Origin of the sequence: Ruminiclostridium josui JCM 17888, assembly GCF_000526495.1 — a bacterium.
GTDB classification, from domain to species: Bacteria; Bacillota; Clostridia; order Acetivibrionales; family DSM-1351; genus Ruminiclostridium; species Ruminiclostridium josui.
The window spans coordinates 3,014,509-3,027,151 of record NZ_JAGE01000001.1; the positions used below are offsets into that span (position 1 = coordinate 3,014,509).

The following is a 12,643-nucleotide window of genomic DNA, read 5'->3' on the forward strand; positions in this document are numbered from 1 at the left end:
ATACCGTCATTACCCGATAGCTTCGGAGCCCTCTTCTCCTGTTCTGATTCTATAACATTCTTCGATGGGTAGTACAAAAATTTTACCGTCTCCTATGTTTCCGGTTCTTGCAGCTTCCATTATGGCATCAACGGTGGTTTTTACATACTCATCATTTACGCAGATTTCAAATCTGATTTTGTTCAAAAGATTTACTTCAGTAACTGTTCCACGATAGCATTCGGTGTATCCCATCTGCTGACCACAGCCTTTTACGTGGCTTACTGTCATTTTTGTAACTTTCGCATTAAAAAGTGCCTGCTTTACATCTTCAAAGGCTTCTGGCCTTACAATTGCAACTATCATCTTCATAAGAAAACCCTCCTTTTAATATATTATCGGTATATATAGATACTAATATTACTGTACGTATCTAATAAATAGAACTGTTTACTTCTAAAGGAATTAATAAACTAATTAGGAATATTTGAATCTAAGCGGATATTTGACGAATTTTTGCGAATTCCGCAGGATATGTGATATAATTTTTCTAACAAATTAGTTTTTGAGCTGTTTTGGCTCAGGGGGAGGTAAAATGTCTAAGAAACTACTTATGGGTAACGAGGCCATAGCCCTTGGTGCTATAAGAGCAGGGGTAAATATTGTAACAGGGTACCCCGGAACCCCTTCTACAGAGGTACTTGAAACAGTAGCCCGTAATAATCCCGGTGATATATATGTTGAATGGTCTGTAAATGAAAAATCTGCCATGGAGGTAGCTGCTGGTGCGGCATATTCAGGTGCCAGAACCATGGTAACTATGAAGCAGGTAGGATTGAATGTTGCATCTGACCCGCTTATGAGTCTGGCATATATTGGAGTAAAAGGCGGCATGGTCATACTGGTAGCTGATGACCCAGGGCCTTTTTCATCTCAGACTGAGCAAGATACAAGGCATTTTGCAAGATACTCCAATCTTCCTGTACTTGACCCATCATCACCTGAAGAAGCATATGAAATGATCCAATATGCTTTTGAATTGTCAGAAATGGTGGAGCTTCCTGTATTTTTGAGACCGACTACAAGGATATGTCATTCCTGTGCAACTATAGATTTAGATGAAAAAAGGCTTGAGCATAAGATTGAAGGATTTGTGAAAGACCCCAGATGGGTTATATTCCCAAGCCTTGCCTACAAGAAGCATATACATATAGAGAAACTTCAACACAAGCTCAGTGACATCTTTTCAGATTTAAGCTTCAACAAGGTTGAAGGAAAAGATGTAAGATTAGGTGTTGCTGCGTCAGGAGTTGCATATTCATATGTTGTGGAAGCCTTGGAAAAATTAAATGCAGATGTCAAATTGTTTAAAGTAGGAACTCCCTATCCATTGCCAAGCGATGTGGCATCTAGCTTCCTTGAAGAGCTGGACGAAGTTCTTGTATTTGAAGAGCTTGATCCTGTTGTTGAAGAGGAGATAATCATGCTTTGTGCCTCCAAACAACAGAAAATAAGAATACTTGGTAAAAAAACTGGGCATTTGCCATTTGCAGGAGAGTACACCTTTGAATTGGTCTATGATGCACTTGCAAAATATCTCAATATTGAAATAGAGGAATTTGAAAATACATTAGCTCCTGAACTTCCGGTAAGACAGCCGGTACTTTGTGCAGGATGTCCTCACAGAGCTTCCTTCTATGCTGTTAAAATTGCAATGAAAAGCCAAAAGGCAGTATTTACAGGTGATATAGGTTGTTATACACTTGGAAATGCAAAACCCTTGGATATGGTAGATACCTGTCTTTGTATGGGTGCCGGAATCACGGTAGCACAAGGAATTAAAAGAGCTCAGCCTGATACAAAGCATATAGCTTTTATTGGAGATTCCACATTTTTCCATACAGGAATACCGGGCATTGTAAATGCCGTTTATAACAATACCGATATTACAGTAGTCATATTGGATAACAGTACTACAGCTATGACAGGCCATCAGCCACATCCTGGAACAGGGAAAACAATGATGAACAACATATCTGAAAAAATAGATATCTACGGAATGGTAAAAGCCTGTGGTGTCAAACACATTGTTAAAGGAAATCCTTTGGATTTTAACAATGCTGTGGATATAATTAAAAAGGCAGCAGAATACAAAGGCCCATCAGTAGTAATATTTGAAGCTCCTTGTATTGCTCTTTTCAAGCCGCCTGTAAAATACACAATTAATGAGAACTGTAAAAATTGCAAAAAATGTATTACTGATATTGGCTGTCCGGCTATATCATTTATTGACGGCAAAGTCAGTATAGAACCTTCACTTTGCTACGGCTGTGGATTATGCACAAATGTATGTCCCTTTAATGCCATAGGAGGTGAAGAAAATGAGTAAATTTGATATATTGATATCAGGTGTGGGAGGACAGGGCACAGTGCTTGCTTCTAGGCTTATAGCTGCAGCAGCTATTAATCAGGGCTGTTTTGCAAGAACTGCTGAAACTATAGGTATGTCACAAAGAGGTGGCTGTGTTGTCAGTCATGTGCGTATAGACAGTCAAAAATCAGGCTCAGTAATTCCATTAAGGAGTGCCCATATGCTTATAGCATTCGAACTGGCAGAAGCCGCACGTAATATTCCGAGACTTTCAAAAAAAGGCTGTTGTATTGTGAATACACAGGTAATAAAGCCTGTGTCGGCATCTCTTGGTAACTCCCATTATGATAATAATGAAATAATTAAATATATAAAAGATAATTCACAGGAAGTGTATTTTATAGATGGATATTCTTTGGCAGAAAAGGCTGGAAATGTAAAGGCTGTAAATGTAGTCTTACTAGGAGCTGCCACAGCTGTAGGAAAAATGCCTTTTACAAAAGAAATAATGCAAGATGCCATAATTAAGAATGTTCCCCAAAAATTCAGAGAGCTGAACCAGAAGGCATTTGAAATGGGATATGAAGCAACTGTTAAGTTAATAATAAAAGCCTAAAAAACATATAACATAAATTACACGACTAAACGTACTAATTACAGGGGGATAAAACCATGAACGGAAACAAACTCGGCAAGCAGAAACACATAGCATTAATAGCACATGATAACAGAAAAGAAGACTTGATTAGCTGGGCAAAAAGCAAGTCAGATGTACTTTGCAAGCATTTTTTATGCGGAACGGGTACAACAGCAAAAATGATTACCGAAAAAACAGGATTGCCGGTTAAGAAGTTTAAAAGCGGACCGCTTGGAGGCGACCAGCAGATAGGCGCATGCATTGCCAATGGTGAAGTGGACTTTATGATATTTTTCTGGGATCCGCTTACTTCACAGCCACATGATCCGGATGTAAAGGCACTGCTCAGAATTGCCGTTTTGTATGATATCCCGGTTGCAATGAATCAGTCAACGGCTGATTTTCTTCTGACGTCAAATTTGATGGAGGACGATTATGAAAGGAATGTGGTAGATTACTACAGCCGCATAAGGAAGGAACATTTTGGAGGTATCTAATTTTATCAAAATTCATAGACAATAAATGCAAAAATTTGTATAATAAAGAAAAATAATAAAGAGAAGAGATGAGATATGATGAGAATAGACCAGTTTGAGCTTTTAAAAAACTTACTGGTAAACATAAGCCAAAACAGTCCATTTTACAAGGACAAATTTAAAAAAGACGGTGTAAACATTGACGATATAAAGTCCCTTGAACAGATAAAAAATCTTCCTTTTACTGTAAAAGAAGAACTTAGAGATGCATATCCTCTTGGACTACAGTCAGTACCCGACGAAAAGATTATCAGAATACATTCGTCATCAGGAACCACAGGTAAGCCAATAATTATACCATACACTGCTCAGGATGTTTCAGATTGGGCAGAAATGATGGCAAGAAGCTTTAGTATAGCAGGTGTTACACCTCTTGATAGGGTTCAGATAACCCCAGGTTACGGATTGTGGACAGCTGGTATAGGTTTTCAGGCAGGTACTGAAAGACTTGGCGCAATGGCTGTTCCAATGGGACCAGGTAATACTGACAAACAGCTTCAGATGATGATAGATTTAAAATCTACAGTTATTATAGGAACATCATCCTATGCACTTGTACTGGCGGAAGAGGTTGAAAAAAGAGGAATAGGTTCTGAGATTTATTTAAAGAAAGGTATAATAGGTTCAGAACGCTGGGGAGAAAAAATGAGACAGCGTATCAAAAATGAGCTTAACATAGATATCTATGATATCTACGGCCTTACAGAGATTTATGGACCAGGCATAGCCATTGACTGTCATTGCCACGACGGAATGCACTATTATGATGATTACCTTTACTTTGAAATAATTGACCCTGTAACTGGGGAGGTTCTCCCAGAGGGAGAGGTTGGTGAGCTGGTAATAACTACCCTTCGAAAAGAGGGAGCACCGCTTTTGAGGTACAGAACAAGAGATTTGACCAGAATTATTCCGGGTAAATGTAAGTGTGGTCTGGAATATCCACGTATTGACAGGATTATTGGTCGTACTGATGACATGGTTAAGGTAAAAGGAGTAAACATCTATCCTGGTCAGATTGACGAGATACTAAAAGATGTTGACGGAGCAAGCAGTGAGTATCAGATTATTATTGACCATTTAAACGGAAAGGATGTTATGACTCTCAAGGTTGAATATAATTCCGATGGGGATACTGAGCGTGAGGAAATCGAATCCAATATCGTTGATTTATTCAAAAAAAGAATCGGAATACATATTATAGCCGAGGCAAGTCGCATTGGCAGCCTTCCAAGAAGCGAAAAAAAGAGCAAAAGAATTATTGACTACAGACATAGCTAAATGAATTTATTGAAATAAGCGAGGCAGTTTGCTTTAATAAGCAGGCTGTCTTTTTTTATCTTAAATTTATTTCCAAGAAAAAATTTTCCATGGAAGAATTGTATATATTTGCTGATTTTACTAATAATAATATAAGCATAGCTTTGAGGAGGCAAAAAGCAATTAGAAAGACATTTTAGTATTACGCTCTATGATCCTATGCAAAAGGATTATATATAAATTATTAACACTATAGGAGGAAACTTTTTATGAAAAAAATTTTTGCATTAGTTATAACATTAGGTTTGGCTTTAAGTATGGTAGCATGTAATAAGGCCTCTACACCGGGATCTTCAACAACATCACCGTCGCCTACTTCAGACACATCCACTACAACATCACCAACAACTACATCACCTACTACACCTGCTGAAACATCTTCAACACCGGGAACAACATCACCCTCAGCAACAACTGCTACGCCTTCAAAGTCAGCTCAGGCAGGAAGCTATAAGGATGGAACTTATTCTGCAAAAGGTGACCCATGGGAAAATGGTCAGGAAGAAGCAATAGTTACGGTTAAGGACGGAAAAATTACAGATGTATCATTGAAAAGATTGACCAAGGATGGTAAGTCAGAAGTAGATTACAGCTTGTTTGACGGTAAAGTTCATGATGGAAAACAGTACCCAAATCTTAAAGAATTTAAAGAGACAATGGCAAAGAATATGGTAGAAAAGCAAAGTGCACAGGTTGATACCATTGCAGGTGCCACAACAACAACAAAGAATTGGTCAATAGCGGCCCAAAAGGCTCTTGATAAAGCAAAGAAGTAAAACAAAAAAATCCGGGTATATAAATGTGTATATATTCCCGGATTTTTTTATGGGATTATTGTATAATTATGCATATTGCATTTATAAATATAAGGAGTTAAAATAAAGTTATAAAAAATGGCAGAGTAGATTTTTGTGCGTTAAGTGCCGGAAGGACGGGAAGTTGCCTTTCGGACGAAAAACAATAGATTTTATTGTTTGCGGTACAAATATCGCATTCCGCTGCCACCAAAAAGAGAATACCTCTTTTGTGTGGCTTCTAATATTTAAAGGGGCTTTTTATTTGTCCCTCACATTAAAAGGAGGTATACATTGTGTACGGAAATGTCAAAAAAATGGTTTTGGCAAGTCTTTTTATTGCCATTGAAATTATTACTACAAGATTTTTATCTATTCAGACTCCAATTATCAGAATATCGTTGGACTTTATCCCTCTAGCCTTATCGGCAATCATACTTGGCCCTTATACGGCAGGTGTCGCAGCTGCTATAGCAGATATTTTCGGTATGTTAATTTTCTCTAGAGGAGGAGCCTTCTTCCCGGGATTTACACTAAGCGCTTTTGTATCGGGGTTTTTGTACGGAATCATCCTATATCAAAAGAAGATAACAATAAAAAGATGCTTTTTTGCAGTCCTTACAGTAGTGATTTCAACATCTCTTGTACTTAATACAATTTGGCTGGTGATTATAACAAACAAAGCAGCCTTTGTCATATTAAGTGCTAGAATAGTCAAGGATTTAATAATGCTGCCAATACAAACTTTTGTTATATATTATTTATGGCGTGCCATTGAGGCTACTGTAAAAAGTACTTTAATATTCAATAAGACTTTTTAAATTCCATTACGTATTTATTATAAATGAATATTTAGGAGTTGAGGAAATTGAATAAGAAGTTTTTTTCATCTATTGCAACTATATCAGTAGTTAGCATGCTTTTTCTTACAGCAGGCTGTGGTGTAAGGATAAACGGTAAGGACTATACTATATTTAAAGCAAATCATCAAGTTGACAATAAAGATGACGATGTTAATAATGAAGAAGCCAGCGAAACTAAGGTTAAAGAGGGTATCAAAAAAATTACTGAGGAAATTGGATTAGGAGAAGTGCTCAGTATAAATAATAATGCCGGAAATATAACAGTTAAAAAGTCTGACGATACTAAACTTGTTGTGGAAATTCAAAAAAAGATGAGGGGAGTATCCTCTAAAGAAATAAAAGACGCATTTCGCAGTGCAAGCGTCACTTTAGAAAGAGATGGGAAAAACTTAAATGTTGTATTGAAGACAAAAGACGGCAATGATTTTTGGGATTTGAATAAACACAAATTAAGTCTTTTGGATTGTAGTGTAAATTACATTGTATCGGTTCCAGAAGGAGTAAAGGAATTAATTACAGAGACGGGTGCCGGCAATATTGATATAAAAGACATAGCTGCCAGTATAACTGCCAATACTGGAGCAGGAAACATTGACCTTGATAATGTTTCAGCAATAGGCGAAACAACATTGGAAACGGGTACAGGCAATGTAGATTTTGACGGAGATATAGACCAAGTTACCTCCTTCACTGCCTCAACAGGAGTTGGGAATGTCAGAATGAAAGTGCCTGAAAATACAAAGATGTCTCTTAATGCCAAAACCGGTCTTGGACATTTATCAGGTTTCTTTGTAGATTCAGATGAAAAGATTAAGAATAGTTTTAACGGAGATGTAAACGGAGGCGGCCCTGAGGTTGAGCTAAGTACAGGTGTTGGAAACACAGAAGTTGATAAAGGATAACATAGAAGAGCATATTAAAACTTAATTATTATCTTTTCTAGCTGTAGGTGAGTACAAATTGAATCAATGGAAGCTTGGTTAAAGATATTTTAAGATGTTTGTCGGCGAACATGAATATTTTACCGGAAAAACTATCACGAGGTAGGTTTTCCGGTAAAATATCCTATGATGAGTCGCTAGAAACACTTGTATACAATTATCCATTATAGTACTGCCTTTAGTGAATGCCATAAAATATCACACAGCTCACAATTATTACCTTCACCGGCATATGTATCAATTAAGGAGGTGTTTTTTCCCATATCAAAGGTTTTGTCATCAAATGCTATTGAAAGGGAAAATTCGCAGTCTCCGAAATTTTTTCGCTGAAGAATATCAATCATTTGCCCTATATCTAATAAGGGAAGACAATCTTCTTTGTGAAATGATTCAGGTCTTTGAAACTCAAAACTGAAATCTTCATCTATGGAAAAATCTTCTGAAAAATCATCATTCAGGCTATCATCAGGATGTTCTGCATCCGTATCATTATCAGTTTCAGTATCGTCCTCTGAGCTATTTTCAGATGGCAATGTGAAAAGATTATCAGGTAAAAACTTCATATCGTAGAGAATAATATCATTACGTTTTGTTATGTTGAGTCCACCTATAACGAATGTAATCTGATTATATTTTTCCTCGGCGGCGTCTACACAAACATTGGCAACAGCAACATCATATACCCGGGGCAGCCATAAATCACAGAGATTTTGTTTTTGCTCAACTGTAAGTTCGGCAAGGTCTTTATCAGTTATTCTTAGTTTCATATTATTTTCCTCCCTACTTCAATTTGCTAAAAAGTAACGGAAAATTGTACCAATTTTATCCGTAGAAATATTATATTATAAAGTTTGCATCTTGTCATAAATATTTTATAATACTTGACAGAGAACACAAGTTTGATAAATAATGTTTAGGTGGATTACTATACAAGTATTTTATGGAGGTTTTACAAATGACAAAGGATAATAGAAAGAATGAATATGGGAATGAGAGTATTTCATCTCTCAAAGGAGCTGATAGGGTAAGACTTCGCCCAGGTGTTATATTCGGCTCAGACGGGTTGGACGGCTGTGAACATTCTTTCTTTGAAATTTTGTCAAACTCAATAGATGAGGCCAGAGAAGGCCATGGAAATGTAATAGAAGTAACAAGGTTTGCTGACAAATCAATAATGGTTCAGGACTGGGGAAGAGGATTGCCTGTAGATTACAACACAAAAGAGGAACGTTTTAATTGGGAGTTGGTCTATTGTGAGTTGTACGCAGGAGGAAAGTATCAGAACAACTCTGGTGAGAATTACGAGTACAGTCTTGGACTAAACGGACTTGGAGCATGTGCAACCCAATACAGCTCTGAATATTTTGATGTTACTGTTTTCCGTGATGGGTACAGGTATGACCTTCACTTTGAAAAAGGTGAAAATATCGGAGGCCTGAAAAAAGAAAAATGTAAATATGACAAAACCTCTACAATTCAAAAATGGAGACCGGACATAGATGTTTTCACTGAAATAGATATTCCACTGGAACATTTTCAAACGGTATTAAAAAAACAGGCAGTAGTCAACGCAGGACTTAAATTTATTCTAAAGGATGAAGAATCAGGGGAAACCTTTATATACCTTTATGAGAACGGAATAGTTGATTATGTAAAGGAAATAACTAAAGATACAGGGTTTACTGAAATTCAGTATTATGAGGGTTCTGCAAAGGGCCGGGACAGAGAAGACAAACCTGAATACAAGGTAAAAATGCAGTTTGCCTTCTGTTTTAACAACCAGACTAACCTTCTGGAATACTATCATAATTCAAGCTTTCTTGAGTATGGCGGTGCCCCGGACAAGGCTGTCAAAAATGCATTGATATATGAAATTGACAAGTGCATAAAGGCAAGGGGGAAGTATAACAAGGACGAGTCAAAAATAACCTTTGCGGATATTGAAGACAGTCTTATATTGGTTGTTAATTCTTTTTCAACAATAACAAGTTATGAGAATCAGACTAAGAAATCTATAACCAACAAGTTTATTCAGGAAGCAATGACTGATTTCCTTAAACAGCAGTTGGAAATTTATTTTATAGAAAACAAAGTAGAAAGCGATAAAATTATAGAGCAGGTTCTGGTTAACAAAAGAAGCAGGGAAACTGCTGAAAAAACCAGAATTAATATAAAAAAGAAACTTAGCGGAAATGTGGACATTTCCAACAGAGTAAAGAAATTTGTTGACTGCCGAACAAAAGACATAACTAAAAGAGAGATATATATAGTTGAGGGAGATTCTGCATTAGGAGCTTGTAAACTGGGTAGAGATGCGGAATTTCAGGCAATTATGCCTGTAAGGGGAAAAATTCTCAATTGTTTAAAAGCTGAGTATGACAGCATATTCAAAAATGAAATAATTGTAGATCTTCTCAAAGTACTGGGCTGTGGTGTAGAAATTAAATCAAAGCATAACAAAGATTTAAATACATTTGATTTGGCAAACTTAAGGTGGAATAAAGTCATTATCTGTACAGATGCGGATGTTGACGGTTTTCAAATCAGAGCATTGATTCTTACTATGCTTTACAGGCTTGTCCCTACACTTTTAAGTGAAGGAAAAGTATTTATAGCCGAGTCACCTTTGTTTGAGATAACCTGTAAAAACAAATCCTACTTTGCTTATACGGAAAAGGAAAAGGCTGAAATTTTGGCAAAGCTTGAAGGCAATAAATACACAATACAGCGTTCAAAAGGACTTGGAGAAAATGAGCCGGAAATGATGTGGCAGACAACTATGAACCCTGCTTCAAGACGGTTGATAAAGGTAATGCCAAGTGATGTAGAAAAAACAGCTATGATGTTTGACATACTGTTAGGAGATAATCTGGCAGGGAGAAAACAGTTTATAGAGGATAATGGCAGCAAATATCTTGATATGATTGATGTCAGTTAACAAAAATTCAAAATTACTACAAAATCACTGCACTTTAAATATATCGGAATAAAGGAAAGAGGCAAAAAATGACTCATATGAATCTGGTTGAACAAAATATCACAGAAACTCTGGAAAGTAACTATATGCCTTATGCAATGAGCGTTATAGTTTCCAGAGCTATACCTGAAATTGACGGTTTTAAACCTTCCCACAGGAAACTTCTTTATACCATGTATAAGATGTCACTTTTGACAGGAGCAAAAACCAAGTCTTCAAATATTGTAGGGCAAACCATGAAACTGAATCCCCATGGTGATATGGCCATTTATGAGACAATGGTAAGAATGACCAGGGGCAATAATGCATTACTTCATCCATTTATAGACTCTAAAGGAAATTTTGGGAAGCAATATTCAAGGGATATGAAGTTTGCAGCACCCAGGTATACTGAAGCTAAGCTTGATAAGATATGTGAGGAAATATTTAAAGATATTGATAAAAACACAGTTGATTTTGTTGATAACTATGACGGAACAATGAAAGAGCCTGTTTTACTGCCAACAACTTTTCCAACTATTTTGGTGAATGCAAATCAGGGGATAGCTGTTGGAATGGCCAGTAATATATGTAGTTTCAATCTTGAAGAAATATGTAAAACAACATCAGCACTTATTGATGATGAAAATATAGTTATTGAAGATTATCTTAAAGCACCTGATTTCTCATCTGGAGGTCAGTTGATATATTCTCCAAAGGAAATAAGGGATATATATAACAACGGAAGAGGAAGCTTCAAGATTCGTGCAAAATATAACTATGATAAGGAAAACAATTGCATTGAAATTGTTGAAATTCCTTATACAACAACGGTTGAAGCTATTATAGACCAGATAATAGATCTTATAAAGGGCGGTAAAATCAGGGAGATAACTGACGTAAGGGATGAAACAGATTTAAATGGTCTTAAGCTGACTCTTGATCTCAGAAAGAATACTGATCCTGATATATTGATGAATAAGCTTTTCAAGCTTACTCCGCTGCAGGACAGCTTTAATTGTAATTTTAACATTCTTATAAACGGCAGACCTAGAGTAATGGGTGTCAGGACTATTTTGAATGAATGGCTGTCTTTCAGAGTTAATTGTATAAAACGTCAGATATTATATGATATACAAAAAAAGAGTGACAAGCTTCACTTGTTAATGGGTCTTAAAAAGATACTTTTAGATATTGATAAAGCAATTGAAATTATTAGAAAAACAGAACAGGAAGAAATGGTTGTCCCGAATTTGATGGCTGGTTTTGAAATAGACCAGGTACAGGCTGATTACATAGCTGAAATAAAATTGAGAAACCTTAACAAGGAATATATACTCAACAGGGTAAGTGAGACGGAAAATCTCAAAAAAGAGATAGCAGAATTAAAAGATATCCACGGAGACGATAAGAAAGTAAAAAAGATTATCCAAAATCAGCTTAGCGAAATAGCTAAAAAGTTCGGAAAACCAAGACGTACTGAAATTATTAGTGATGAGCAGGTAGAGGAAATCACCACAGAACACTTTATAGAAGACTACAATTTAAAATTATTTCTTACTGAGCAGAACTACCTGAAAAAGATACCATTGGTTTCTTTAAGGGCAAACCCGGAGCATAAGCTAAAGGACGAAGATGTAATAATTCAGGAGATAGAGACACATAATAAAGCTGATTTACTCCTGTTTACTAATAAATATAATGTTTATAAATCAAAGATTTATGAAATTCCTGACTGTAAGGCAAGCAGTCTGGGAGAATACCTTACAAATCTTCTTGGCCTTGATAGTGATGAAAAGATAATTTACATTACAGCAACTGATAATTACGAGGGTTATATGCTGTTTTTCTATGAAAACGGCAAGGGTGCAAAGATTGATTTGGCAGGGTATGCTACCAAGACGAACAGGAAAAAGCTTGCAAATGCTTATTACAATGGTTCACCCCTTATAAGAATGTTATTTGTAACTGAGGATATTGAATTGGTTGCTATAAGCAGTATTAACAAGGTACTTGTGTTTAATACAGAAAATATTAATGTAAAAACAACAAAGAATTCACAGGGAGTTCAGGTTCTTACTTCTAAAAAAGGTAGTACCATGACTGGAATCAAAACTCTGGATGAAATGGGATTAACTAATATTGATTACTACAGAACAAAAAATATTCCGGCAATAGGGTGCTATATTAAAGAAGAAGATAAGACTGAAAAGCAGATGAGTCTGGAGTTAGAGTAATATATATAA

Annotated in this window: 11 protein-coding genes and 1 riboswitch; of the genes, 9 read left to right on the top strand and 2 right to left on the bottom strand. The window is 36.2% G+C overall.

From position 1 onward, the window contains the following. Positions 1 to 9 precede the first annotated feature (9 nt). A complete protein-coding gene (locus K412_RS0113570; RefSeq protein WP_024833623.1) occupies positions 10 to 351 on the bottom strand; it encodes a P-II family nitrogen regulator in 342 nt (113 codons plus the stop codon). Between the two features lie 223 nt (positions 352 to 574). Here K412_RS0113570 and iorA point away from each other — a divergent pair, with 223 nt between their 5' ends. The 7 genes from iorA (at position 575) to K412_RS0113605 (ending at position 7,402) form a co-directional block, all read left to right on the top strand. Then, entirely contained in the window at positions 575 to 2,368 is a 1,794-nt protein-coding gene (gene iorA / locus K412_RS0113575) for an indolepyruvate ferredoxin oxidoreductase subunit alpha (RefSeq protein ID WP_024833624.1), read from the top strand. Further along, on the top strand, positions 2,361 to 2,966 hold the full coding sequence (locus tag K412_RS0113580) for an indolepyruvate oxidoreductase subunit beta (protein WP_024833625.1): 606 nt from the start codon (positions 2,361 to 2,363) through the stop codon (positions 2,964 to 2,966). Before iorA ends, K412_RS0113580 begins: the two co-directional genes overlap by 8 nt. Before the next feature lie 56 nt (positions 2,967 to 3,022). After that, complete coding sequence (locus K412_RS0113585; protein ID WP_024833626.1) at positions 3,023 to 3,484, top strand: methylglyoxal synthase; 462 nt, start codon at positions 3,023 to 3,025, stop codon at positions 3,482 to 3,484. 78 nt (positions 3,485 to 3,562) lie between these two features. After that, entirely contained in the window at positions 3,563 to 4,804 is a 1,242-nt protein-coding gene (locus K412_RS0113590) for a phenylacetate--CoA ligase family protein (RefSeq protein ID WP_034847552.1), read from the top strand. Between the two features lie 248 nt (positions 4,805 to 5,052). Then, complete coding sequence (locus K412_RS0113595; RefSeq protein WP_024833628.1) at positions 5,053 to 5,619, top strand: FMN-binding protein; 567 nt, start codon at positions 5,053 to 5,055, stop codon at positions 5,617 to 5,619. Between the two features lie 119 nt (positions 5,620 to 5,738). Then, positions 5,739 to 5,846: riboswitch (THF riboswitch) on the top strand. Between the two features lie 87 nt (positions 5,847 to 5,933). Continuing rightward, positions 5,934 to 6,458 (top strand): folate family ECF transporter S component, encoded by a 525-nt coding sequence (locus tag K412_RS0113600; protein WP_024833629.1) that lies wholly within the window; start codon positions 5,934 to 5,936, stop codon positions 6,456 to 6,458. Positions 6,459 to 6,505: 47 nt separating this feature from the next. Then, on the top strand, positions 6,506 to 7,402 hold the full coding sequence (locus tag K412_RS0113605; protein WP_024833630.1) for a DUF4097 family beta strand repeat-containing protein: 897 nt from the start codon (positions 6,506 to 6,508) through the stop codon (positions 7,400 to 7,402). Between the two features lie 203 nt (positions 7,403 to 7,605). Here K412_RS0113605 and K412_RS0113610 read toward each other — a convergent pair whose 3' ends face one another. After that, positions 7,606 to 8,208, bottom strand: a complete 603-nt coding sequence (locus K412_RS0113610; RefSeq protein WP_024833631.1) for a hypothetical protein — start codon at positions 8,206 to 8,208, stop codon at positions 7,606 to 7,608. Between the two features lie 188 nt (positions 8,209 to 8,396). Between K412_RS0113610 and K412_RS0113615 the strand changes: the two genes are divergently transcribed. Then, entirely contained in the window at positions 8,397 to 10,379 is a 1,983-nt protein-coding gene (locus K412_RS0113615) for a DNA gyrase/topoisomerase IV subunit B (RefSeq protein WP_024833632.1), read from the top strand. A 68-nt stretch (positions 10,380 to 10,447) separates the two neighbouring features. After that, the gene (locus K412_RS0113620; protein ID WP_024833633.1) at positions 10,448 to 12,634 is read left to right on the top strand and encodes a DNA gyrase/topoisomerase IV subunit A; all 2,187 of its coding nucleotides are present in this window, start codon (positions 10,448 to 10,450) and stop codon (positions 12,632 to 12,634) included. Positions 12,635 to 12,643 lie beyond the last annotated feature (9 nt).

Bases quoted from the DNA above. Each gene is read 5' to 3' on its own strand.
- K412_RS0113570 (WP_024833623.1), bottom strand. From the start codon at position 351: ATGAAGATGATAGTTGCAATTGTAAGGCCAGAAGCCTTTGAAGATGTA.
- iorA (WP_024833624.1), top strand. From the start codon at position 575: ATGTCTAAGAAACTACTTATGGGTAACGAGGCCATAGCCCTTGGTGCT.
- K412_RS0113580 (WP_024833625.1), top strand. From the start codon at position 2,361: ATGAGTAAATTTGATATATTGATATCAGGTGTGGGAGGACAGGGCACA.
- K412_RS0113585 (WP_024833626.1), top strand. From the start codon at position 3,023: ATGAACGGAAACAAACTCGGCAAGCAGAAACACATAGCATTAATAGCA.
- K412_RS0113590 (WP_034847552.1), top strand. From the start codon at position 3,563: ATGAGAATAGACCAGTTTGAGCTTTTAAAAAACTTACTGGTAAACATA.
- K412_RS0113595 (WP_024833628.1), top strand. From the start codon at position 5,053: ATGAAAAAAATTTTTGCATTAGTTATAACATTAGGTTTGGCTTTAAGT.
- K412_RS0113610 (WP_024833631.1), bottom strand. From the start codon at position 8,208: ATGAAACTAAGAATAACTGATAAAGACCTTGCCGAACTTACAGTTGAG.
- K412_RS0113615 (WP_024833632.1), top strand. From the start codon at position 8,397: ATGACAAAGGATAATAGAAAGAATGAATATGGGAATGAGAGTATTTCA.
- K412_RS0113620 (WP_024833633.1), top strand. From the start codon at position 10,448: ATGACTCATATGAATCTGGTTGAACAAAATATCACAGAAACTCTGGAA.